The 24,865-nt window shown below is 48.6% G+C and carries 17 protein-coding genes; 13 read left to right on the top strand and 4 right to left on the bottom strand.

The window, feature by feature from the left end; all coding sequences use genetic code 11:
* Nucleotides 1-230: 230 nt before the first annotated feature.
* Nucleotides 231-3,002, bottom strand: coding sequence for a hypothetical protein (locus C8J48_RS09960; protein WP_107726400.1), 2,772 nt, complete (start codon nt 3,000-3,002; stop codon nt 231-233).
* A 249-nt stretch (nt 3,003-3,251) separates the two neighbouring features.
* On the opposite strand from C8J48_RS09960, the gene C8J48_RS09955 reads away from it, so the two are divergent.
* The 7 genes from C8J48_RS09955 to C8J48_RS09925 all read left to right on the top strand — a co-directional run bounded on the left by C8J48_RS09955 (nt 3,252) and on the right by C8J48_RS09925 (nt 14,144).
* Nucleotides 3,252-4,187, top strand: a complete 936-nt coding sequence (locus C8J48_RS09955) for a carbohydrate ABC transporter permease (RefSeq protein ID WP_107726398.1) — start codon at nt 3,252-3,254, stop codon at nt 4,185-4,187.
* 14 nt (nt 4,188-4,201) lie between these two features.
* A complete protein-coding gene (locus C8J48_RS09950; protein WP_245891119.1) occupies nt 4,202-5,035 on the top strand; it encodes a carbohydrate ABC transporter permease in 834 nt (277 codons plus the stop codon).
* 129 nt (nt 5,036-5,164) lie between these two features.
* Nucleotides 5,165-6,517, top strand: a complete 1,353-nt coding sequence (locus tag C8J48_RS09945) for an ABC transporter substrate-binding protein (protein WP_107726394.1) — start codon at nt 5,165-5,167, stop codon at nt 6,515-6,517.
* 65 nt (nt 6,518-6,582) lie between these two features.
* Nucleotides 6,583-8,406 carry a cache domain-containing sensor histidine kinase gene (locus tag C8J48_RS09940; protein WP_107726392.1) on the top strand — a complete coding sequence of 608 codons (1,824 nt, stop codon included), beginning with the start codon at nt 6,583-6,585 and terminating at the stop codon, nt 8,404-8,406.
* 1 nt (nt 8,407) lies between these two features.
* Entirely contained in the window at nt 8,408-10,000 is a 1,593-nt protein-coding gene (locus C8J48_RS09935) for a response regulator transcription factor (protein WP_245891208.1), read from the top strand.
* Nucleotides 10,001-10,026: 26 nt separating this feature from the next.
* Nucleotides 10,027-11,979: a heparinase II/III family protein gene (locus C8J48_RS09930; protein WP_107726387.1), complete on the top strand. Its 1,953-nt coding sequence runs from the start codon at nt 10,027-10,029 to the stop codon at nt 11,977-11,979.
* Between the two features lie 38 nt (nt 11,980-12,017).
* Complete coding sequence (locus tag C8J48_RS09925; RefSeq protein WP_107726385.1) at nt 12,018-14,144, top strand: carbohydrate-binding protein; 2,127 nt, start codon at nt 12,018-12,020, stop codon at nt 14,142-14,144.
* On the opposite strand, the gene C8J48_RS09920 is transcribed toward C8J48_RS09925, so the two are convergent.
* Nucleotides 14,141-14,365 carry a DUF454 family protein gene (locus C8J48_RS09920; RefSeq protein ID WP_170105356.1) on the bottom strand — a complete coding sequence of 75 codons (225 nt, stop codon included), beginning with the start codon at nt 14,363-14,365 and terminating at the stop codon, nt 14,141-14,143. The two genes, C8J48_RS09925 and C8J48_RS09920, sit on opposite strands and share 4 nt — an antisense overlap.
* A 134-nt stretch (nt 14,366-14,499) precedes the next feature.
* Here C8J48_RS09920 and C8J48_RS09915 point away from each other — a divergent pair, with 134 nt between their 5' ends.
* From C8J48_RS09915 to C8J48_RS09895, 5 genes are all read left to right on the top strand, one after another.
* A complete protein-coding gene (locus C8J48_RS09915) occupies nt 14,500-15,285 on the top strand; it encodes a ParM/StbA family protein (protein WP_107726381.1) in 786 nt (261 codons plus the stop codon).
* Nucleotides 15,285-15,497, top strand: a complete 213-nt coding sequence (locus C8J48_RS09910) for a hypothetical protein (RefSeq protein ID WP_107726379.1) — start codon at nt 15,285-15,287, stop codon at nt 15,495-15,497. Before C8J48_RS09915 ends, C8J48_RS09910 begins: the two co-directional genes overlap by 1 nt.
* Nucleotides 15,498-15,626: 129 nt before the next feature.
* Entirely contained in the window at nt 15,627-17,348 is a 1,722-nt protein-coding gene (locus C8J48_RS09905) for an acyl-CoA dehydrogenase family protein (RefSeq protein ID WP_107726378.1), read from the top strand.
* Between the two features lie 64 nt (nt 17,349-17,412).
* Nucleotides 17,413-18,180, top strand: a complete 768-nt coding sequence (gene fadH / locus C8J48_RS09900; RefSeq protein WP_107726376.1) for a 2,4-dienoyl-CoA reductase — start codon at nt 17,413-17,415, stop codon at nt 18,178-18,180.
* A gap of 14 nt (nt 18,181-18,194) precedes the next feature.
* A complete protein-coding gene (locus tag C8J48_RS09895; RefSeq protein WP_107726373.1) occupies nt 18,195-18,695 on the top strand; it encodes a GNAT family N-acetyltransferase in 501 nt (166 codons plus the stop codon).
* Between the two features lie 177 nt (nt 18,696-18,872).
* Here the strand turns inward: C8J48_RS09895 and C8J48_RS09890 are convergent, their stop codons facing one another.
* Nucleotides 18,873-20,417 (bottom strand): BCCT family transporter, encoded by a 1,545-nt coding sequence (locus C8J48_RS09890; protein ID WP_107726371.1) that lies wholly within the window; start codon nt 20,415-20,417, stop codon nt 18,873-18,875.
* A gap of 533 nt (nt 20,418-20,950) precedes the next feature.
* Here C8J48_RS09890 and C8J48_RS09885 point away from each other — a divergent pair.
* Nucleotides 20,951-22,012 carry a chitobiase/beta-hexosaminidase C-terminal domain-containing protein gene (locus C8J48_RS09885; protein WP_107726369.1) on the top strand — a complete coding sequence of 354 codons (1,062 nt, stop codon included), beginning with the start codon at nt 20,951-20,953 and terminating at the stop codon, nt 22,010-22,012.
* Nucleotides 22,013-22,230: 218 nt separating this feature from the next.
* Here the strand turns inward: C8J48_RS09885 and helD are convergent, their stop codons facing one another.
* Complete coding sequence (gene helD / locus C8J48_RS09880) at nt 22,231-24,543, bottom strand: RNA polymerase recycling motor HelD (RefSeq protein ID WP_107726367.1); 2,313 nt, start codon at nt 24,541-24,543, stop codon at nt 22,231-22,233.
* Between the last annotated feature and the right edge of the window lie 322 nt (nt 24,544-24,865).

Below are 24,865 nucleotides of genomic sequence, written 5' to 3'. Positions count from 1 at the left end.
ATCAAATCCCCTTTATTGCACATTATTAGTAGGCCTGGTGCGGTTGGATAACACCAGGTCGGAATCAACTTACGGGTATTACTCAGACACTTCCAATAGTTGCACGGTTTGTCCATGTTGGTACATGTCAACATAGTTAGACGGTATGGGATGGCGCAGTCGACACCCTTAGACTAAGCTGACGTCTGACACACCTTGGAGGCCATGGTGCCTTCTTCAGTCTCTTTCCTTCACGGTCGACCGGAACCTTTTGCTGATGTGGCTTCCATCACTTCCAACGCATCCAACTGTAACGGCGATTTTGCGATGAGTCTGAGGTGATGTTTGCCAGGCTGAAGATCGGTAATTTGATACAGTACCCGTTTATTTCCCTTGGGTGCGTTTTCTTTGTGAATCTTCTGCACAAGCTTTCCGTCTACATAGACGTCAAACAGTAGATGATCCGTGGTAACACCGATGATGGAGATGCCGGAGCCATGAAAGGGTTGGGTAAATTCCGCCTGTTTCATGACGCCGGTCTTAACTACTATACGGTCAGCCATGATCCAGCTGTTGGTGGCGCTTTCATTTTTATCGCCTGTGACGCGCACTTTGACGCGATGCTCCCCTGGGGGCAGGTCCGGGCTTGTATAGACCAAAGCTTCTTCTTGTCGGGATGGGGAATAAAGATCCACCTCGGTCTCCGGCCCTCCATCAATGGAGACGGCGGCGATCCCATGATTAGGTGCTTTGATCATATATAACTTGACCTGTTTGCCTTCAAATCTCACTTGGTAAGTAGCGTCCGTCTGATTGGACCAACTGTCATTGCTGCCGTGATTCCAACTGCCCTCAAAATCAAATTGGTGTAGGTCCGTTCCGAGTGCGGTATGATCAATCTGGATCACATCGCCAGCGGTCGCCTTGCTCAAGGTTCGTTTGTAGTGGATATAGGAGTCATGGACGTGCTTCCACTCACCCTCGTATTGAATGGAGGAATCTACATCATCGATTCGTTTACTGAAGACAGGGGTTTGAGCATCGATAGCCTCAACGCGCAGATTGTCAAAGCTGGCATAATGATAACCGCTACCGAGAGCGATCATGCCGCTGGCAAGACCACCGATTCCTTCATCCACGCGTGTGATTTCTTTTCCGTCAATGGAAGCCTGAATGGTTTGATTGATAAAGGTTAGTTTGATCCGGTGCCATTGGGCCGGATCGAATGACTTTAGGCTTCCATCCTTTAAAACGGTGTCCCCTCTTCGTAACTCCCATGAACCATCGCCGGATAGTCTTAGATTATAACCCAGGGGAGGCACATGGCCGGATGGATTATCCACGACTCTACCTGCGACAAATACATATCCATCTCGATTTCCTTCCAACGAGACATCACTGCTCACGGAATAATTGGTCCACTCGCTATCACCCAGAATCGTATACGGATTGGGAGAATTCCGGTACACCCAGTCGACCGGTTTGATGTTGGAGGTGATCACCTGTCGCAAAGCCTTCCCCTCTTTGCCGATTTTTGCGATCTCAAAAGCGCCGCCTTGGTCCATCGTATATGGCGGTTGGTTGCCGATATTGTACCGGTTAAAGTTGTCTGTATAGGGGAGCGACAGGTTTTTGTTTTTTGGAAATCCATGTTTGGGCTTTCCTTTTTGCTGACCTGTTGTGGTGGTTAAGGAATATAACGAGTAAGGTTCAATTGTGATGCTATAAGTGGCGTTTTTCGGTTTGATGCTGTTCAATTGAACAAAATCTTCCTTTTCATTGGTTCGCCACACGTGGACAGGGTCGGTGGAAAGACCGCCGGATAAGTGAAAGGTATAGGTTTGTGGTTTGGCTGTTACATTGGTGATGATAGTGCTATAGTTTCCGCTGTTATCCGGTTTTTTTAAGGTGACATAATTAAAAGTGGAACCGACAGCAGAGCCGCTGTCGATAAACTTCCAACCTGGTTTGGCAAACTGGGTAAAGTGGGCTGCGATCCATACGCCTTTACCGATTTCATAATGGCCGGACCATGGTTTATCTGCGATCAATGAACCCTTGGTGTTATAGACCACATTGTCATACCAGGATTCTAAAAAGGGCTGAAACTCCACTTTTGTCATCTTACCGTTTACATACGCTGCCATGATCCCTTTGGCTACGTCCTCCAACGCGCCAATGCTGCCCCTCATACCGGCGGATCGTAGCGGGGGGCGCGCCTCGCTGTGCCATAGCGGTTTGTTGCTGGCTTGAGCATCGGTGGTACTGGTAAAGGTATAATGCTCACCAAAGGCGTCGATCGCCTCGTTTAAGGCAGGGTCCTGCTTGGTCTGGGCGGCGATAGACCAGTTGGAACCGACGGCGTCTTTGGCTACAAACTTCACATCGGCAAAGCCATCCCGATTGAAGCGAGGGCGTAATATATCCACCACCCAGTCCCGATCAAAGGCGCCTTCATTTTGATCCGGTCCGAGGTAGTCAAACTCCAGTCCGTAATGATCCCGTGCGCCTTGTAGGAAATTTTTATAATAGAGGTACTTGTCATCCCGATTCCCTTCTGCCACCCACTTTGGCGTTCCCCAGCGCAGGGCGTCAAGCAACAGGTCGGGATTGGCTTTTTTCGCTTTTTGCGCCAACCATAAGCCCGATCCACGGGTGATGTCAAAGTCGGTGCGGGAACGCATGTGACTGGGTTCGGTACCGGAGGAGGAATTGACATCGCTGCCGATCTCCATTTTGTAATGGGTTAAGCCAGCACCGAAATCAGGCTTAAACAAAAAGTCGATAATGTCTTGCTGCTGTTCTTTTGGATAATCCATCAATAGTTTACTGGAGCCGCTGGAGGAGACATATCCAAGCCCCTCCCATACCCGCCCTTCGGTCGTGCCATCGATATGGACGGTGGTCGTTTCTGCATCTGAATCGGTTGCCGAGATGGCACTCGGTGTGCCCCATGTGAAAAAAGCCCCAGACAGAGGCAGCAGCAGGGATAAAGTGAGGGAGAGCGCACGGGTTTGATTCATTGAACACACTCCTTGTATCAGGATTGACAATCGAACAGACGGTTGGTTCTATGCTTCCCGCCATTGATCGTACCACGATTCGCTCTACTATAATATAAATATTTTTACTATTGGCAAGAATCCTTTTACCATATCCGGTTGCCGTGAAAATAAAGTCAAAATTGTTTTACTCCGATCAAAATAGAATGAAGCATTTTTGCGAGGTTTCTTTGATAATGGGAGCACTACCTGGAAAGATGAGGTGTTTCGATGGAATCGCATACACCGATTATGACAAGAAAGACATCGCTGAAACGGCGTAAAGGCTCCCTACAGCGAAAAGAGACGATGGCGGGATGGCTGTTTGTTGCGCCGATGCTGACAGGAGTATCCGTCCTCACCCTGCTGCCGATTGTGGCTACCCTGATCCTCGGTTTTTCTGAATGGAACTTTGTTGCCGGGATCGAGGGACTCACCTGGGTTGGGTTTAATAATTTCCAACGTCTAATCCAGGACCCATCCTTTGTGACCGCGCTCTTCAACAATCTCATCTTTCTTCTCGCCATTCCGATTTATATGGTGATTGCGTTGGTACTCGCCATTTTGATCGATCGCTATGTGTATGGAAAAGCTTTTTTTAAAGTGGCTTTTTTTATGCCCTACATTTCCAGCGTGGTGGCGGTGGCGGTGGTTTGGCAGGTCTTGTTTCATCCCTCCGCTGGTCCGATCAATCAGTTTTTGCTGGCTCTCGGCATCCAGAATCCACCCAAATGGATCGCAGATCCGGCATTTGCGCTGCCCTCGATTATGCTGATTTACATTTGGATCTCGATTGGTTTTAACATGGTTGTCTATATTGCCGGCTTACAGACCATTCCCAAAGATTTGTACGAAGCTGCCGAAATCGATGGGGCCAATGCATGGGTCAAATTTAGACAAATCACGGTTCCGCTTCTGTCCCGTGCCTCGTTTTTTTTGCTGATCACTGGGATTATATCGACCTTTAAGGTGTTTGATCTGATCGCCATTTTGACTCAAGGCGGGCCGATTCAGTCAACCAGTGTATTGGTCTGGTATTTATATGAGACGGCTTTTGTCAATCTGGAAATCGGATATGCTTCTGCGATCGCTATGATTTTGTTCAGCTGTGTGTTGGGTGTGACGTTATTGCAATGGGTGATTCAAAAGAAATGGGTGATCGACTAAGGAGGCAGGGTCCGATGCTAAAAATATTCGATTGGAAAAAAGGATTGTTAACAGTGCTTCTGTTTGCCTTCAGTATGCTGTTTTTGTCTCCGTTTTTATGGATGGTCTCTACCTCATTTAAGATTGAAGCGGATGTGTTTGTTTTCCCGATCGAATGGATTCCAAAGAACTGGAATGCTTGGAACAACTACAAGGAAGTTTGGTTTGGTCCCTATCCGTTTTCCCTTTATTACTGGAACTCCATTAAGGTGTCGGTGCTAACCACACTGATTTCCTGTGCGGTTTCCACCTTCGCCGCTTATGGATTCTCTAAGATCCGATTTGCCGCCGGAAAGTGGCTCTTTTTTATTGTGCTGGCCACCTATATGATTCCACAGCAGGCGATCCTGGTGCCACAGTTTATCCTTTATCGGTCGATCGGCCTGTTTGATAGTCATCTCGGCTTAATCCTGTTAAACAGTTTTAGTGTGTTGGGAACCTTTATGCTACGTCAATTTTTTATGGGCGTCCACGATGAGTATATCGAATCCGCCAAAATCGACGGAGCCGGGCATTGGCGAATATTTTGGCAGATTGCGCTGCCGATTGTACGTCCCGCGGTGGCGACGTATGCGATCTTGCGTTTTATCTGGACCTGGAATGACTACCTCAACCCGCTGATCTTTTTGCGAACGGATCACTTGTATACCATCCAGTTGGCGATCCAGAAGTTTACCACCATCAACGGGGAGTTTTATTCCTTAAACATGGCTGCTGCGGTTTCCGGTATCATCCTTCTGCTGGTCATCTTTATCATTGGCCAAAAGAGTGTCATTGACGGGATTAATGTTGGAGGCGTAAAAGGATAGACGGAAGAAAAGTCAAAATAATAATAAAAGGGTAAATTTACGACCATCCACAACCGGATGTATGTTGTTATAATCATCACAAAATGTAAGCGTATACAAAGAGATAGCAACAAACATTGGAGGATGAACATGAGGAAAAGAGCTTGGAGTGTTTTACTCAGCGCAGTCATGGTGGTGGCGTTGTTTGCCGGTTGTGGGGTCGATGATGCGGCTGAGGGTTCACAAGACGGTAAAGTCACGATTCGCTTCCACACCCATGGAAATGAGGCCAGTTATAATTGGAAAGAGACGATTGCGGCTTTTGAGAAAGAGTATCCCGATATCAAGGTGAATCTCGTCATTTTGAGCGAGAAAGGGGATACACAGGAAGCGATGAAAAAGCTTGATTTGGCTGCTGCATCTGGTGAGGAGATGGATGTGTTGATGTTTAGTGATCCGGCCTCTTACGCCCAGCGCGTTGGTATGGGTATGGTAGCGCCACTGGATGACTTGATTGCGGAGGATGGCTATCAAGTGCAAGAGGAATATAAGGTGGACACCCAACTCGATGGACACGTTTATGCACTTCCGGGCAAATTTAATCCCTGGTATGTCCTTCTTAACAAAGACCATTTGGATGAGGCGGGACTGGCGGTGCCCCAAGACTGGACCTGGGATGAAATGATGGATTACGCCAAAAAGCTGACAAAAGGAGAAGGGGCAAATAAGCGTTACGGTGTCTATTTTCATGGTCCACAAGGTGGCGGATGGATGGAGTTTTTAAAGCTGGCCCTCGGCAATCAACCGGATCAAACCGAATTTTTAAAAGCCGACGGCAGCTCCAATCTGGACAGCCCGCTCTTCCGAAAATCGCTGGAAATGCGACTCAAAATGGAGAAGGAGGATCAATCTTCTACTCCCTATGAAGCGATGCTCTCGCAAAAGTTGCATTACCGGGCGCAATTTTTTAACCAAGAAGCGAGTATGATTATGATCGGAAGTTGGATGAATACCGAATTGGGAGGGACGGAGCAGTTTCCGTTAAGGTTTGATGTAGCGGTTGCACCATACCCCCAAAATGAGGAAGACGACCCGGTTGGCTACGCACCCGTCACCACTGACTATATGGCGGTAGCCGCCAAATCGAACCATCCGAAAGAAGCTTATCAATTTATTCGCTGGTATACGACAGAAGGGCAGCTAATCCAAGGGAAAAACATTCCTTCTTGGAATAAGGTGGGGACGAATGAGTTGGACCAGCTTGTCGATGACATATTGGCAACGACGGAAAACCCGGAAAAAGTGGACAAAGAATCTCTCGTAAAGGTGCAATCTGAAGCGAAAGCGGCTAAAATGACACCGCCGGTCTCCTATCAAGCTGAAATTTACAAAGTGCTTAACGAAGAGTATGAGAAGCTTATTTTCGACAAACAAGATCTTGATACTACTATCCGACAAGCACAGGAACGGGTACAAACAATCATTGATAGCAATAAGAAGTAATCCACAAAAAAGAAAAGGGGTACAGCATCAAGCTGTATCCCTGCATCCTTTGAGGAGAACGAGCGATGTGGAAACGGCTGCGTAAAATGAGGTTGCCGCGCTCTTTTCGATTGAACCTCATGTTTGCTGCTGTGACGTGTATCCTGATCCCCGCCTGTCTTTCGCTTATGATCTACAATTCCTTAACCAAAAATGCCATCAAAGAACAAGCGGTCACCAATTCGCAGGAATCGCTGCAACTGGTAAACGGATATGTATCTCATCTATTCAATTATATGCTGGATATCGCCAACTACGTCCAAATGGATGCGGAAATGAATGCCATTCTAAAAGAGTCTGCATCCGATCCAATCGTTAACGGTCCGGATGGGGAATATGAGCGGTTTATGGATCGCAGCAAAGTAACCGATAAAATCGATCATCTCACCCTTGGCGGTGAAAAATGTTATGTCACCATTCTGTTGAAGAACGGCACGTTTTATACCAATTATCCCGTCTATGACTATCACCCTACCGATCTCATGGCAGAGCCGTGGTTTGACCGCCTCAATCGTTTATACGGATTTGAATCTCACTGGATTGGGTCAACCCCAACTGTTTTTCGATCGGAACAGCGCAATAATCCCTATCAGATCTCCCTTGCTCGCACCCTGCGCGAAGGAGATGCGGGGATATACGGATATGTGATCGTGACGATATTGGAAAACCAAGTCAATCAAATATTTGCAAATGCCCCGCTTGATCAGGAAACCATGCTGGTCGATTCCGGCGGACGGATCTTATCTCATCCAAACGGTGCACAAATCGGAAAGTACTTTCCGTATCTCCATCAAATATCCGAGGGAAATCGTTCTCGCATTATCCCGATCGATGGTGAGAACTATCTGGTCAGCGGGCATGCGCTGCCTTACTCCGGCTGGACGCTTGTTGCGCTTACCCCCTATAAGAAAGCAGTATTTAAAATTAATACGATTTTCAATCGAGTGTTTTTGTTTCAACTGGGGTCCTTTTTTACGTTTCTACTTTTGCTGCTCTATATACTACAACGCTTTACCAAACCGCTTGTTCGTTTGGGGAAGGTTGCCAACACAGTGCAGCGCGGCGAGTTGGGGGTTCGCTCCCATATTCGCGGGCCGGATGAAATCGGACAGCTGGGTTTATCCTTTGATTTGATGTTAGATAAAGTGAAAGCGATGATCGATGAGATTACGGTGACAGAGATGCGAAAGCGTAAGGCGGAATTGCTGATGCTGCAGGCACAAATCAATCCACATTTTTTGTTTAACGTGCTTAATTCCATCCGTATGAAAATGATGGGCAAGGGAGATCGGGAAAGTGCGGAAATGATCAGCTCTCTCTCCAAACTATTGCGGATGACCATCAGCCGAGATAAAGGGAGTATCGGTTTTCACGAAGAGGTGGAGACGATTCGGGACTATGTCCGCCTGATGAATATGAGACAAAAAGAGAAGGTGGCACTCGATATCGATGTTACCACAGATGCTGCTATGATGCCGGTTCCCCGTTTTTTTCTGCAACCCCTGATTGAAAATGCGCTGATTCACGCCTTTTATCAGTCTGCGGGGATGATTGTTCTGCGTGCATGGGTGAGGAATCGACAACTTGTCGTTATGGTGGAGGACAACGGTGAGGGGATGAATCAAGCGGATTTACAAGCGCTTCGCCAAAAAATCGCCTGTGGAAGGGAGCGACCGGATGGGGAGGTGGATTCGCGCAAAGGGTTTTCCGGTATCGGATTGGCCAATGTGTATGAACGGTTGCACATGACATATGGCGATTCATTTCAAATGGAAATGGATAGCGAACAGGGAAAGGGCACACGCATTACACTGTTGATTCCGATGGAGGAGGCGCATTCCATTGTATAAGGTGATGCTGGTGGACGATGATTACCCTGTTTTGGAGTTTCTATCGGAAGCGATCGATTGGGAGTCACTGGGCATGGTGCTGCAAGGGACCTATGAAAATGGGGCCACTGCCCTGGAAGCCGCAGCCCGCGCCATGCCGGACATTCTTATTACCGATATCGGGATGCCCCGAATGAACGGGTTGGATTTGATCCAGCGTCTTAGGGAGAAAAAGCGGGAATTGCGTGTTGCTATTTTATCCTGCCACAGTGAGTTTCACTATGCCCAACAGGCGTTAAAGCTATATGTACAGGATTATCTGTTAAAGGATACCCTTGATCCCGGTGATTTGTACAAACTACTTCATCAATTTAAAGAAAGCTTGGAGCAGGAGAAAATCTTGCAACTGAAACAAATTCAACTGGAGACGATGGCGGATCGCAGTCAAGCGACGATAAAAGAAAGGTTTATCCGGGAGACGGTTGATCAAGGAATCACTGATCGGAATCAGTGGAAGTTGGAAGCAGAAACGTATGGCATCCGCTTTGATGAGGGTATCGCTTATTTACCGATGGTGGGTATGATAGACGGTTATCGCTCCATCCAACGGCGTTTTCGTTCGGATGATCGCATGCGCTTTGCCATCGATAATGTGATGGCTGAAGTAATTAGCAACGATGGTTTGAAAACGGTTACAATCCCATATGGCAGGAGAACGCTCTTGTTAAACCCGGTTCCCATCAACTTAAAAGCAACCCCCTATGATGATGCGATCGCGCTGGCGCAAAACATACAGATCGGCTTTCAGCGATCATTAAGCATCTCGATGTCGTTTATACTGGGGGATCTGTGTCAAACTCCGGAGGAACTGAAAGGGGGGTTGACCGACTTGCTATTAAGCAGCAGTCAACACTTTTACATGGAAAGAGGGGGGATTGAAAAGAGGCGATGCCTCTCCTTTGCCGAGGACGATTTATTTTCCTGGTATGATCAAGCCAATCGCCAGTTTCGGGAGATGTTGATCCGAAAAAAATCAAACCGGGTGGATCCGACGGTTTCACAGTGGATGACATTGTTACGAGAGAAAGCGTTTCCTCCAGAAACGGTGAAAGACTGGATATTAAAGCTTTTGTTGGATCTAAAATTGAAAATGCAGTCGCTGCAGTATTTTCGTTCTGCTGATCACGCGGATATTTTGCATCGAGAAGTCGTGGCGATCGACACCTTAGCGGAACTTCACGATTGGTTAGTCGAATACTTCCTCACAGTGATCGCCGTTGCAACGACGATTTTGGATCGGAGCAGAAGGGTGGAGGTATGGGAAGCCTGCCGCTATGTCAACCTTCATTTGCATAAAAGGATTACCTTGGAGGAAGTGGCCAACCACCTTTATTTAAATGCCAGTTATTTTAGTCGGTTGTTTAAGAAAGAAACCGGTGAGACGTTTATTGAATATGTCACACGAATGAAAATCAATCGGGCGAAGGAACTGCTTGATCAGACCAGTTATTCAGTCGGGAAAATATGTGAGCTGCTCGGCTACGACAATCAAAGCTATTTTAGCAAAACGTTTAAGGCCCATGTCGGCTTTACTCCGGTTGAATACAGAGAGTAGAAAGTGAATGAGGGAGGGGGTGAAACATGAATCGTAATCAAATCAGAAACATTTTGAAGTCCCATCCGCATACACGACAGACTCTTTTATTCGCTGATAAAAAACAGCAGGAGTTGTGGTGGCGAAACGTAAATACATCCCCATCCTATCAACCGATGGTGGATGAGATCCGACGGGAAGGGGCAAGGATTCAGGGTGAGGCAACGCCGGAGTTAACCTATTCCCTTTTTCGTCTGTTTGCGGAAACGGGTTCCAGATTGGAATATGAGCGCGTATATTTTGCGAGGCGAAACCGTTTAAACACGTTTGCCCTTCTCTCCTTGCTGGAGCCGGAGAAGCGAGAATATCGGGAGGGGCTTTCCGACATCGTATGGTCGATTTGCCACGAATACACCTGGTGCCTTCCCGCTCATTTGCAGGGCTGTCCGGAAATGAGGGCAGATACCCGCTATTCACTGACAGCTGTAACGGGAGAATCGCCGGCAGATCCGGTGACGATCGATTTGTTTGCAGCGGAAACGGGGTTTGCTTTAAGCGAAATCATGCGGTTGACAGAGCCGTTTTTACCGCAGTTGCTGCAAAATCGGATCAAGGAGGAGGTTTACCGCCGCATATTTTGGCCCTTTATCCGCCATGGACCGTTTGCCTGGGAGAATGCGACTCACAATTGGTCGGCGGTGTGTGCGGGATCGATCGGGGCTGCTGCGCTGCATCTCATCGATGATCCCAATGATTTAGCCCTTATCTTGGAACGGGTGTTGACGGCGATTCAGGCTTATTTAAGTGGATTTGGAGATGATGGCGCATGTAGAGAAGGATATGGCTATTGGCAATATGGCTTTGGCTTCTTTGTCTATTTTGCCGACCTGCTAAAAAAGAGAAGCGCTGGAGAAATCGATTTGTTCTCTTCCAAAAAAGTTCATCAAATCGCGTTGTTTCAACAAAAATGTTTTCTAAGTAGAACGAGTGTCGTCAATTTTTCAGACTCCCTTCCGCAAGGGCGCATCTTATTGGGGTTAAGTCATTACTTAAATAGTATCTATCCGGATGTAGAAGTTCCTGAGATCAATCAACGCGCATCGTATACGAATGACCACTGTAGCAGATGGGCGTCGGCTTTTCGGGATTTGCTCTGGTTTCATCCCGCAGAAAAAGGACAGCCGTGGCAAGCGGCGAGTTTTTACTTCAACCATGTACAATGGTTGATCTCCAGACAGGTGCGGGATGGACGCTATTACAGTTTTGCAGCAAAAGGCGGGCATAATGGGGAACCCCATAACCACAACGATGTGGGACATTTTATTCTTCATGGGGACGGGGAAACTTTTTTCGCCGATATCGGCTGTGGCATGTATACCGCCGGATATTTTGGTTCTGAGCGATATTCGCTTTTATGCAACGGTTCCCAAGGGCATTCGCTGCCGATCATCGATGGCCACCATCAAAGCGAAGGTGCCACTTGTCGTTCCCATCTTGAAGAGATCGTCATCGGCAAGGATGAGGATGTGTTTTCCCTCAATATCGCCGCTGTCTATCCCATTCCAACCCTCATGCGGTTAGGCAGACGGTTTTTATGGCAGAAAGGCGAGCAACCGACGCTGATATTGGAAGATACCTTTGTTTTTACCGCGAAACCGGAGTCGATTACGGAGCGCTTTATCACAACCTTTCCGCCAGAAGCAGAGGGGGCTGGCAGCTTTACACTGACAGGCATCGCGGGGCTGGGGACCAGAAATGACCCCGACGAGACGGGGAGAGCGGTTGCGGGAAAATCGGGACCGGGTGTGAATACTTCAGCGAACAAACCGCATCTTCATATTCATTTTGATCCATCTATAGTGGAGCCAGTGATCCAAGAAATGCAGTATATTAATCATTTTGGTGAACAAATGCAAATATTTGCGCTCGACTTTAACGTGCGAGAGCCGGATCATCGTCACAAGATCCGATTTACTTTCCAATTTATCAAACACAATTGAGTCGATCCGAATGATCGTTTATAAGGGAGATGGAATGAATGGAAAAAAACAAAAAATTGACGGTATCCTCTTCCGCTGCCATGACAAAGACTTCTCATCCACAATTGCTTGTTGATTTGGCGGAAAATACAGGAGCGCTAAAGTACGGTGCGACGGGTTTTCTCTACGGTCTCGGGGTGGACGGCACACCTACCGACAATATGTTGATACCGCTAAAGCCGCAAGTGACAGCGCAAAAAGCGCCGGATGGACTGCAGCATCCTACTGGAGACGCGCTTCAGATCGCACCACAGTATTTCCGAGCTGGTGGAAGAGAAATTCAGATTTATATGCAGGATATTTATGCTGAATGGCCCTATGAGAACAAGGGGATCGATGATTATATAAGCAAGGTTGAAACACAAGTGAAAAAAGTGGTTGCCGATCCGTATCGCACCCGTTATGTATATGTTCCCTTCAATGAACCGGATTTTATCTGGTACAATACCTCGGATCGGTTCCAAGCTTTTCTACAGGACTGGAAGGCCGTCTATCAAAAAATCCGCTCCCTTGATCCTACGGCTAAAATCGCCGGCCCCAACTGGGCCATCTATCATCCCGATGCCATGGATGCGTTTATGGTTTTTGCCAAAGAGTACGATGTACTTCCGGATGTCACCACTTGGCATGAACTGCAGGACAATTTCTTTGCCAATTGGACCAACAACTACCATCATTACAGAGAGATTGAATCCAATCTGGGCATTTCCCCCTGTCCCATTTCAATCAATGAATATGGACGGTCATCTGGAGATTTAGCCGTTCCTGGGCACCTGTTGCAATTTATGGCGCGCTTTGAAAAAGCCAAAGTTGACGCTTGTCTCGCTTTTTGGACATCACCGGGCAGCTTAAACGATCTAGTAGTGGAGAACAATAAACCGACAGGGGCTTGGTGGCTGTACAAATGGTACGGCGAGATGACGGGGTACACTGTAGGCATGATCCCACCGGATGAGAACGCTTTTGGACTGCAGGGGGTGGCTTCTCTTGACAGCGGTAAAAAACAGGTTCGCGTGATTTGCGGCGGTATTTCTGGAAGGGCGAACATTGTGGTGCATGGCTTTCACTCCGCTGTTTCTTTTGGCGATACGGTTCATGTGACGGTTTGGGGTGTCGATTCTGTTGGCGTTACCCATTCGGGCGGTCCCTACTTGAAACAAGAAGGTGATTATACGGTCAAAAACGGCCAAATTACGGTTCATATGGATCATATGAAAACGGAATCGGCCTATCTGATGATCATTACTCCGGCTACAGCGTTAACCCCCGCCGACAACCGTTACCGTTATGAAGCGGAATACGCCAACATTTCCGGTAGTGCGACCATTGCTGATGGATTCAACAGCAACGGGTACTCCGGAACCTCCTTTGTGGAAGGATACAGCGGATCCAATCACGCCAGTACCCAGTTTGTCGTCAATGCCGAGGATAACGGCTACCATCACGTAACCCTTCGTTACGCTGCAGGCCCATTACGAAATGCACCGATCAATCGCACAATTCGGGTGATGCTAAACGGCAAGCATTTAACCGATCTCGTTTTACCGGGAACACCGGACTGGAATCAATGGAACAGCGTCACCATCAAACCCTTTCTGACAGCCGGTATCAACCGCATCGATTTTAACGCTTTTACAAACGATGATTCCAATGCCATCCATCTGGATTACATCGATGTGATTCCTACAACGGGTACGATCGGTCGCTATGAAGCGGAAGCCCCCGGCAATACGCTCAGTGGAACGGCGGTCCGTACGGAGGATGCGGCGGCTTCAGGCGGTCAAATGGTGGGATGGATCGGAGGCGGGGCGGAGAACTACCTGCAGTTTAACGACATCGTTGTACCCGCTTCCGGATTGTATCGAATGGTCGTCACTTACGCCAACGGGGAGACATCGGGTTCACATGATTACAATAGCAGACCGGTGGAGCGAGAGGCGGCGATCAGTGTTAACGGTAACCAGCCGTTTCGGTCTGTATTTCGGAATACATTTGGCTGGAGCAATTATCACACTACCGTTATCGATGTTACCTTAAACTCCGGTAGCAATACGATCCGCTTTTTCAACACTACCGGCTTTGCACCAAATATCGATAAAATCGAAATTGCTACGGCGATCGGTTAACGAGGATGATTTCGCCACTTTTTAGTTTTTTCCGCTAGTTTGGGGTAGCGGGCATATAGTTTTTCCAGTATTTGTTGCGCCCATGGACTTGATTTGGATAAAAAGATCAGGCCGATTGCGATCAAGGGAAGGCCGGGAATCACGGGGAGCACCATTCCCAAGATGCCGATAATAACCAGGGCCCACCCAAAGGTGAGGCTGACCAACCGTTTTGCTGCCATGTTGTCTCTTCTCCCCTCGTCTGTGGAAACAATGTTCATTTAGTTTGTCGCGATCGGTTTCCCTCCATGCGCGGGTTGTCCCTCCTTCATAAAAGAACGAAAAAAGGCGTATACATGTGTCGGAGGGATGCGGCATGATTGTGGCGGTTGATTGTGGAAGAAGTTATGTCAAAGTCATAACGGAAAAAAAGTCATTTCTGTTTCCCAGCAAGGTAAGCGGGTGGCGTCAACGGAATTACCGGCAGGAATTGGCTGGTGATCTTGAGTTGGAATACCTGGGCAGACGTTGGTTTGTCGGAAAGCTGGCAGAGCGAGAAGGAGAGTTTACGCGCCAGGCGATGCAGGATTCCAAAGCGGTGGAAGAGACTTTGATCCTTACCATGACCGCCCTGCACCTGGCGGGTGCCCACAAAAATGTGATCCTGGTTACAGGGCTGCCGATCGGCAACTTCACTGATGTGGAGCAAAAGGCGATTAAACGCTTATTGGAAGGGCCGCATACGGTAAGGCTCAACGGAGTGGAGCGATCGTTTTATGTGGAGTCGGTCTATACCACAATCGAAGGGGGAGGAGCCTTCTTTTCCGCGCCCCGTATGGGGTTGGTCCGGATTGTGGATGTGGGGGCAAAGACGACCAATTATGCTACTTTCCAGGATAAAGTGTTTATCGATCGGGAATCCGGAACACTCCCCATCGGCTGGGAAACGGTTAAGGTAAGCAATTTAAAGGAAATGGCGGATCTCATCGCCAGTACGGTATCTAAAACCTGGGGAGTCAATGATATCGTCATGTTGGTGGGGGGGATGGCTCGCAAGCTGGAACCGTATATTCAGGATCACTTCCGTCACGCCTTTTCGCTGGAAGAGCCGCAGATGGCCAATGTGAGGGGATATTACGAAATTGGAAAGGCTATGATTTGATGGGTATCAAAAAAATGAAAACTGTTACCTTTGATATGAGCAATCCGCAGGAACGGGAATTGTTTATGGTTGTAGAACGGAATCCGGTTCATTTCAGCGATTGGGTGAAAAAGCTGCTGTTTCAACAAATTTATGGCCGGTCAGAGCCAACCTCCGAATCCTCACAGGATCACGGCGAAGCGATTCGCAACAGCGGTCTTCCCTTTGGTTAACCATGCAGGCGATGGATGCGCCTGTATTTTTTTCGGGCAAGGCGGTAAAGTCATATGGATTGACGTTTGAAAGCGCTTCCGATAGCATTGAATGTATATTCATTCATTTTAGAAGAAGGGGGATCACCGGTGATCGATTATAGCCGCTATCGAGATGGAACGGAGTTAAATTGGTATGAAAGTGACTTTGCGATGAAGCGGTATACGGAGCGTTATTTGTCCGCGGCTGTACGGAAGTGGGGAGAAGAGCGACTGCAGGAGATGGGAGCATATGCAGCGGGGCCGATGGAGGAGCGGGCACGCCATACGGATCGGGAAGGGGCCCCACGTCTGCTCCGGTATGACCGCTATGGACAGGAGATCAATGAGGTATGGGTCAATGAGGGCTACAAGCGGACGTTAGCGAAGGGGTACGGCTCAGGAGTGGTAGGTTGGCGCTATCGGCAGGATGTGCCGGAGTCGATTCCCTTTTTTTATACGCAATTGTTACATATGTTGATGTCCAAAGCGGAAGTGGGCTTTACCTGTCCTACCACGTTGACGATGTCAGTGGCATTTGTGTTGGAAAAATTCGGTTCCGCAGAGCAGCGAGAGCGGTATTTGCCGCGGTTGGCCAGTATGGATCCCGCGATGTTGGAAGAAGGGGCCACCTTTTTAACGGAAATTCAGGGAGGATCGGATGTGGGAGCGACCGCAACCCGGGCGGTGGCTGCTGGCAATCATTATCTTTTGACAGGGGAAAAGTGGTTTGCCAGCAATTGTGCTGCTGGTTTGGCCATCACCTTGGCCCGGGAGGGGGATACCCCGGGAACAAAGGGATTAAGCCTCTTTTTACTTCCCCGTATCCTGGAGAACGGTGAAAAAAACCGTGTGACCATCCGCCGACTCAAAGACAAACTGGGTGTGCGAGCGGTGCCCAGTGGAGAGTTGGAGTTAAAGGAGGCGACCGCCTATCGGATCGGGGAACCGGAACGGGGCTTTCAATATATGGCGGAAGCCCTCAATATCTCCCGCATGTGTACGGCTACCGGTTCCCTTGCCCTCTCACAGCGGGCTTTTGTGGAGGCGGTGATTTATACCGCCAAGCGAACGGCGTTCGGCAATCGCCTTGACCGTTATCCGTTGGTGCGCCAAACGCTGTTGGACATGGTGACGGATATTGAGTTGGGATGGGCGCTGGCGGCGCAGATGATACGTGCCATGGACGATTGTCACACCTATCACGAGGAAACGGAAGAAAACCGGATTATGGTACGGCTGTTGTTGGCAATGGCGAAGTACCGTCTTTCGGAGAATGGGGTTCGGCATGCGAAGGAATCTCTGGAGCTGCACGGCGGCAACGGCTATATTGAGGAGTTTGTACCGGCGCGTCTGTTGCGGGATGCGCAGGTGAATACCGTCTGGGAAGGACCATCCAATATTATGGCGCTGGAGATTGTGAAAAGCTTGGAGCGGGAGACGAAACGGACCGGAGGGGATCGGTTTGTATGGCAACAGCGGGTAGAGGAAGCCTTGTCCCAGGTGACGGCCCCGGAATTGGCTGAAGCGGTGGAAACCGTTCAACAGGAATCTAATCGTGTATCCCGCGATGCTGAAGTGCTCCTTTCATCCAATCCAGTGATACAGAACGCGCATGCTCGCCGGTTTGCGGATCGTCTGATCGATGTTTGCAGCATCACGTTTCTGTTGGAAGAGGCGCAATACGACCGGGATGTGCGTACCTCCGGCCGCTTGGCGCAAGTGGCTCGCTATGCGGTGTGGCGTACCTATCAGCCTGCCGCTTTTGATATCGGTGCAGCGGTCACCCCTAGTGTGGAGTGGTTTGATTCGATCGTGCTTTACCAAGAGTAACTGCTGTGGTGGGTCAATTAATTTTCCAGACATATCAGCACTTGTGGCTAGAGGAGGAATCGGAATGACAGCAAAAACGGTGTTGGTGACAGGCGGATCCAGCGGCATGGGGAAAGCGATTGCTACTCGCCTTTGTCGAGATGGGGCCAATGTAGTGATCACCGGTCGTGATCCGGAAAAATTGGAGCAAGCCAAGGGGGAAATGGCCACCCTAGATGGACGGGTATGGACGGTGGCGATGGATGTGCGCAAGCGGGAGCAGGTGGAAGAGACATTTTTCCAGGCTACTTCCCAATTCGGTGGAGTGGATGCTTTGGTTAACAATGCTGCCGGCAACTTTGTGGTACGGGCGGAGGAATTATCCCCGAACGGCTGGCAATCGGTGATCGATATTGTCTTAAACGGAACTTGGAACTGTACCCAAACGGCGGCAAAGGAGTGGATTGCAGCAGGGAAGGCGGGTTCGATCGTCAATATTGTGGCGACCTATGCTTGGACCGGAGCGGCCGGGGTGGTTCACTCCGCTTCCGCCAAAGCGGGTGTTTTAGCCATGAGCCGCTCGTTGGCGGTGGAGTGGGGCAGCCGCTACGGCATCCGGGTCAACTGTGTTGCCCCCGGCCCAGTGGAAAAGACGGGCGGAGTGGAGAAACTGATCCAGGATGAGCGGATGCATCAGCGCGTTTTGCAAAACATACCCGCCGGACGGTTTGGTAAACTGGAAGAAATCGCGGGTGTAGTCGCCTTTCTGTTATCTGATGACGCCGCTTATATCAACGGTGACTGCCTGACGATGGATGGCGGGATGTGGATGAACGGGGCTCGCTTTATATAAGGGGATAGATACCGGTGCAGATCAGAGAAATTCAAATGGATGACGCAGAAGCCTTTCTACTGTTGCAAAAAAAGTTGGATGAAGAAACTTCTTATATGTTGCTGGAACCCGGCGAACGAAACACTGAGGTTGCAGGGATTTTGAAAAGAATTCAGGATGTCATGGCCCAGGAGAACCGCACAATTCGGGTGGTAGAAGTGAACGGGGAGTTGGTGGGTTATATTGAATTGGTTGGAGGAAATGTCCACCGTAACCGTCACACCGCCTATATCGTCGTGGGGATTCGGAGTAATAATCGGGGAATGGGGCTGGGAACACAATTATTTACCAAAGGGGAAGCGTGGGCGCGGTGCCATGGGATTCATCGCCTAGAGCTGACGGTGATGGTTCACAATCATGCTGCTATCGCTTTGTATAAAAAAATGGGCTTTCACATTGAAGGAACCAAGCGCCATTCCTTGAAGGTTGATGGCCAGTATGTGGATGAGTATTATATGGCGAAGTTGCTTGATTAATGGCAGTAAACGACGCTCGCTTTTATCCCCATCTATTACTTACTCGAGGAGTTTTCCCGCTCGCAAAAAATATAAATCCCTCCTCCTCTGACGTTGGCTATCATCTCCATAACTGCTAGAGGCTTTCCCGCTCGCAAAGAGAAAACCCCCGTCCACTTTTGGGATGGGGGTAAACGGTTATCCGGCTTTTATTTGCGGGCGTTGTTTTTGGTCTATCTCCTTCTGCCAATCTTCCTGTAGCCATCGGCGTAAAGAGAGAGTCATCAGGGTTAGCACCAACAATAACGGAACGGATGTGATGATCGTCAGGTTTTGCAACGGTTCTAACCCGCCTCCGGCGATCATCACAATGGCGACGACGGCCAGTACAAAGGACCAAAACATGCGTTGCCAACGTGCCGGTTCCTGTTCGCTGTCCAGCTCTTTTGTAGCCACACTGGCCAGTGTATAGGCGGAGGAATCGAGAGTGGTAGCCATAAATATGAGAAACAACAGCAGGAATACCACCAGCAGCAGATCACCGAAGGGAAGAGCTGCCAAGATGGAGATGATGGCGGCTGGAGCGCCGTTGTTTGCCAGAATATCCGTTACCGGGACTACATTGTTCAGCTCAAAATACAAACCTGTATTACCCAAGATGGCAAAGGCAAGCCAACACCCAACACTACCCGCCAGCAGCATGGCTAGGATTAACTGACGAATGGTGCGTCCGCGGGAGATGCGGGCTGTAAACAGTCCGATATAGGGAGCATAGGCGATCCACCAAGCCCAGTAAAAAATGGTCCACGCCTCGGTAAAGTCAGATCCGCCGATGGAATCAAAGAAGAAACTCATTGGGATAAAATTTTGCAAAAGTAGCCCGACACTGTTGGTAAATGTGTCTAATATAAACAGGGTCGGCCCGACGACCAAGATAAATACTCCTACGGCGGCGGCCAAGTAAAGGTTGAGATCGGCCAGACGCCGGATGCCTCGTTTTAAGCCAAGGAAAGAGCTTAATCCAAACAAGAGAGTCCACAGCAAAATGATGCCGGTATTAAGTCCCAATCCCTGCGGGATGCCGGTGAGGTTGGAAACGCCTTCGGCCACCATCGGTGTACCTAGGCCGAGGGAAGTTCCAACCCCACCGACCAACCCAAATACAAAAAAGATATCGATTATTTTTCCCAACCATCCGTCGGCATGTTTACCGATGATACCGCGGCAAGCTTGACTTAGATTGAGTACACGATGTCCCCGCTGGTGGAATGCATAGGCGATGATCACACCCGGTAGGCAGTAAATCGCCCAAGCGGTAAAGCCCCAATGGAATAATCCGTAGGTGGAGGCCCAACGGGCCGCTTCATCACTATTCGCTTCCAGTCCAAAGGGAGGATCGGTAAGGTAATAGGACCACTCGATCGCTCCCCAATAGAGGAGGCTGGACCCGATTCCGGCGGTAAACAACATCGCGATCCAACTAACCGTGGAAAACTCCGGCTCGGCGTCAGCACCGCCAAATTTGATCTTTCCGGCACGTCCAGCGGCTAACCAGATTAAGACGGCAAAAATGGCAACGGTAAACCACAGGTATAACCAACCAAAGCTGCTGGTAATCCAGTTGCGCACTTCATTCATCACGTTGACACTCTGTTCAGGCCCTAGTGCCAAAGGTGCGATTAAAAGCGCGATCGCCGCCAGCGATCCCCAAAAGACAATCGGTTGAATTTTCGGTTTTTTCATAGCTTGATTTTCATCCTTCCTCTGAGTTGCACCAGATATATAATAGAGTGAAGCTGAACATAAAAGTGATAGAGGCTTTTTTATTCCCAGTTGATGTTTGTTCACCACAGGAGATTGGGGGCAGTTTTTCCGCTTCGTTCTTGTGCGATTCCATCTTGTGATGAGGATAAATATTTCGGTACTGAAAACATCATTGCTTTTATCGTAACAAAACAGAAAGAAGGTTTCAAAAGCCCGTTGTGGCAGCGATACGGAGGGATCTCGCCTTTCCGCCACCATTCTGCTCCTCAACGGTGGAGTGGCTAGGGAGCGGGAGATAACCATCGTTAACCGCTGGATAACGGATATCGATAAAAAAGTTTTGAAAATGGGCTTTAGAAGATATCATAGTCCCACCAAGATACCGAATCCGTTTTGACAAACATAACCCTATGTAGTAGCATAGTGCTAGTTTTATCGCATTTGTTGATGGGTGCTCTTTATTTACAAATCATTTTGAAACCGCTTCCACTAAATCGCTTGAGGGGGATATTATGAAAGGACTCATCAGTGTTTTATGTGTTTTGTTGATGCTACCGGCGTTTAGTATGCCTGCTCTGGCGGAAAACAGCGGAGAATTGGCTGCACCTACCGCTACTCCAGCACCTGGTTCATACAGTGAATCGCAAACGGTTACATTGCAAACGGCTACCCCCGGTGCCAGAATTTATTTTACGACGGATGGAAGCGACCCGACGAATCAGAGTCATTTGTATACGGAGCCGATTACGGTAGATGCCACAACTACCGTTAAAGCGGTGGCGATCAGAGGGAATGGAAACGATCGAATGGGAAAGGGAAAAAGCGAGGTAGTAAGCATGACCTATACGATTGAAAGTCGTGAAGATATCGCTGCTAAATTCCTAAAATTGCAATATAAAGAGATGCCGTATCGCCTGTATGTACCGGAAAATTATGATCCCAATCAGTCTTATCCCCTTGTATTGTTTTTACATGGGGGAGGAGAGCGCGGCACCGATAATGAAAAGCAGCTGCTAGCCAATGATGGAGCGATCGTCTGGGCAAAGCCGGAAAATCAGAGGAAAAATCCGGCGTTTGTGTTGGCGCCACAGGCACGGGATACCCCTGACGGCGGATTTGGACTTACCCGTGATTCCAATAATGAGCTAAATTTAGACAGGGTGTTTCAGTTTTCAGAGGACCTTGGCACCGCTTATGAAATCTTACAACAGGTGCGGGATGAATATCCTATCGATAGTCGTCGCCTTTATTCCACTGGTTTATCCCAAGGCGGGTTTGGTACCTTTAACTTAAACACCGCCTATCCGGATCTATTTGCGGCGATGGTTCCGATCGCCGCTGGCGGAGATCCTGAAAAAGCAGACCGTATCGTCGATAAACCGATGTGGGTGTTTCATGCGGTAGACGATGGGGTGATCCCCGTCTCCTACTCACGCGATATCGTAGAGGCAATCAAGGCAATTGGGGGCGATCCCATCTATACGGAATACCCGACAGGAGGCCATGCCTCATGGGAACCGGCTTACGCCAACCAAGAGATGATCGATTGGATGTTTAAACAGGTAAAGCCTTGAGACCCACTCGCCTGAAGGATGGGATTCTTGGGTTTTGACAACACCGTCTTTCATTCCACGATTAAAAATGTGGGCTTTCAGACGACAACTTACTGTACAGCCGTAACTCCCTTCAGCAAAAAAAAGATGCTTCGTATATAAGTCAATAACAAACCCGGCAATCCGATTGGTTGGATGCCGGGTTTGTTTTTTCCCGATGGCCTTCAGGGGAAAGGTACTTATTTCAAGAATGGGCTTCTCTCTCCAATAAAATAGAGATGCAACTCATGCATTGCCCGCGTACATGCGGTATATAATAAGTTTCGCTCGTTTTCCCGCCCATATTGTTCCTGTGACCCGTTGTAAAGGATGACGACATCAAACTCCACCCCCTTAGCGAGATAGGAGGGAATGACAACGACCCCGGACTCAAAAGAAGCGGTTTCTTTCTGAATGAGGCGAAGCGGCACATCGCTTTTTAGGGCTTGATACGCTTCCTGACTTTCGCGGGCGGTTTTGCCTATGACGGCGATGGTGCGGTGACCTGCAGCTTGTAAGGTTTTAATGTGGTTGATGATTTTGCTGGCCAGATCAGCTTTATTGGCCGCTTGTGTCACGGTCGGTTGAAGACCTGAGCGATTAAACGGTTCAATCTTGTCTCCCCCAGGAATCATCCGGCGTGTAAATTCGATAATGGGCCGGGTGGAGCGGTAGCTACGTGTTAAACGGATGGTCGCGGTCTGCTCACTTTCAAACAATGAGGACAGCGCCAATCCATTCCCGGTCGCATGGGGGTGAATGGATTGGTTTAAATCGCCGAGTACGGTAAAGTTGGCACGTGGAAACAGCTGTTTGATAAAGTGAAACTGAAATGGAGAATAGTCCTGTGCTTCATCGATAAAAACATACCGGATCGCAGTATTGGACCGAAAGCCCTCAATCCGTTCTTTCAAATAAAGATAAGGAGTGGCATCTTCATATGCCAGCTTGCCATGCTCCAGCTTCTCCACCGTCTGCGCGGCGACCATCCTCCATTGCCGTGGTAGTTTCTGTTCCTGCTTGCAACGATTGACCCATATAGGATCGGCAAACAATCTGCGGTAAAGGGCGGGGATATCGATAAACTGCAACTGTTTTACCCCTGCGCGCAGCGGTTTGAAACGCTTTCGAACAACCCAGGTGGCAAGTAGCTGCTGTTCCTGCTCATAGTCGTCAAAGGAATCGTCACTATACGAGTTCTTTCGTGTAAGCTCTTGGTAAGCCTTGAGGTATGTCTCTTGATCCAGGAGTTGAATCTCTTCTTCCACCCAAGGTTGTTTTCGTTCTTGGCGAGCGTACTTTTTCAGTTCCTTCAACAGCCAATCGATGAGCAATTCAAGGCGGTGGGGGATGGATAATGAAGGATCGAAGGAATAAAAGGTTTTCTTTATTATTTTAGCGGAAATTATCGTCTTCCCTCTAAACTTCACATTTTTAAAGATCATGCCTTCTTGTTTAAGCAACGCCACGTAACGTTCGAGGAGCTGCATAAAATCGAGGGATGATTTATAACGAATCCCTTCCATGCGCGCAGAATACCCTGGCTCATTCATGGCTGTCAGTACGTATTCGATTTGAGCGAAGGCATCTTCTAGACGGAAGTTCGCTTTCAGTTGATGCTCTAAATATTCCTGGAATGTCGTCTGTGACATATTGTCCTCCCCCAGTTCAGGCAAAACGGTGGAGATATAGCTACTAAACATTGGGTTGGGGGTGAATAGCAGGATCTGATCAGCCTGTAGTGTTTCCCGGTGTCGATACAACAAATAAGCAACCCGCTGCAGTGCGGCCGATGTCTTGCCGCTACCGGCGGCGCCTTGTACAATCAGCAGGCGGTTGCCTTCGTTGCGGATGATCTGGTTTTGCTCTTTTTGGATGGTGGCTACGATCGTTTTCATCTGATTCTCCGCTTGTTGGCCGAGCACTTCTTGCAGCAGCTCGTCACCGATGGTAATACTGGTGTCAAACAGGCTGCGGATGCGACCGTCCCGGATGATATATTGACGTTTGCGTTCCAGGGTGCCGGTGATTGTTCCAGTAGGTGTGTCGTATTGAGCCGGTCCAGGCCCATAATCATAGTAAAGGCTGGAGATTGGTGCACGCCAATCGTAGATAAGAAAATCATGACCGTTTTCATGGAGCAGAGAAGTAAGGCCGAGGGTGATAGGCTGGGTTTCGTTGTCTCCGTCTTCTGTAAAATCGATACGGCCAAAATATGGGGACTGCTTCAACCGCGTCAACAGGTGAAGCCGTTTCTGTGCATGACGGTGTCTACGCTCCCGTTCTGACAATACTTCTGCCTGTTGTTTTATACTGACGTAGGTTTCTATCGCTTCACTAGGATCGTCAACATTGACGGTGACATCGTCCCAAAAATGTTTGCGGATATTGACGATATCAGCCTTTACATGTCCCGCCTGCTCCTGTAATGTCCCCAGTTGCCGATCGATGGTATCGATTACCTGATCGACTCGTTCTTGCTCTTTCCGCTTTTCTTGTTCGGAGATACTCATCATATCGCTCCTTTTTTTGTGGATTGGAAAAAAGGGTTGACAAATCGATCAATCTGTAATATGTTTAAATAGGGATCATATATTTAAAATCAAAAATATGTGTCGGCTGTTTTTCATTTTATCATGGAGCCTACCCAAATTCAATAACATCAATTGTTATTGCACCCCAAAAGGAGACACCTATTTGTCTCTTTTTTTATATGCGAGCAGGAAAACCCCCTCGGTTTATCGATGGGAGTGGTCAAGGCTTGATGTTGCTTGGGGGAAATGATCACGAAGTCTCTGCGTTTTCTGTCGGGATCGAAGTCAGTGATAAATTTAC

This window comes from Desmospora activa DSM 45169 (genome assembly GCF_003046315.1).
Classification (GTDB): Bacteria; Bacillota; Bacilli; order Thermoactinomycetales; family DSM-45169; genus Desmospora; species Desmospora activa.
This window is presented reverse-complemented; position numbering and strand designations above follow the sequence as displayed.

Coding starts and splice junctions, on each gene's coding strand:
- C8J48_RS09960 (WP_107726400.1), bottom strand. CDS start 3,002: ATGAATCAAACCCGTGCGCTCTCCCTCACTTTATCCCTGCTGCTGCCT.
- C8J48_RS09955 (WP_107726398.1), top strand. CDS start 3,252: ATGGAATCGCATACACCGATTATGACAAGAAAGACATCGCTGAAACGG.
- C8J48_RS09950 (WP_245891119.1), top strand. CDS start 4,202: ATGCTAAAAATATTCGATTGGAAAAAAGGATTGTTAACAGTGCTTCTG.
- C8J48_RS09945 (WP_107726394.1), top strand. CDS start 5,165: ATGAGGAAAAGAGCTTGGAGTGTTTTACTCAGCGCAGTCATGGTGGTG.
- C8J48_RS09940 (WP_107726392.1), top strand. CDS start 6,583: ATGTGGAAACGGCTGCGTAAAATGAGGTTGCCGCGCTCTTTTCGATTG.
- C8J48_RS09930 (WP_107726387.1), top strand. CDS start 10,027: ATGAATCGTAATCAAATCAGAAACATTTTGAAGTCCCATCCGCATACA.
- C8J48_RS09925 (WP_107726385.1), top strand. CDS start 12,018: ATGGAAAAAAACAAAAAATTGACGGTATCCTCTTCCGCTGCCATGACA.
- C8J48_RS09920 (WP_170105356.1), bottom strand. CDS start 14,365: ATGGCAGCAAAACGGTTGGTCAGCCTCACCTTTGGGTGGGCCCTGGTT.
- C8J48_RS09915 (WP_107726381.1), top strand. CDS start 14,500: ATGATTGTGGCGGTTGATTGTGGAAGAAGTTATGTCAAAGTCATAACG.
- C8J48_RS09910 (WP_107726379.1), top strand. CDS start 15,285: ATGGGTATCAAAAAAATGAAAACTGTTACCTTTGATATGAGCAATCCG.
- fadH (WP_107726376.1), top strand. CDS start 17,413: ATGACAGCAAAAACGGTGTTGGTGACAGGCGGATCCAGCGGCATGGGG.
- C8J48_RS09890 (WP_107726371.1), bottom strand. CDS start 20,417: ATGAAAAAACCGAAAATTCAACCGATTGTCTTTTGGGGATCGCTGGCG.
- C8J48_RS09885 (WP_107726369.1), top strand. CDS start 20,951: ATGAAAGGACTCATCAGTGTTTTATGTGTTTTGTTGATGCTACCGGCG.
- helD (WP_107726367.1), bottom strand. CDS start 24,543: ATGAGTATCTCCGAACAAGAAAAGCGGAAAGAGCAAGAACGAGTCGAT.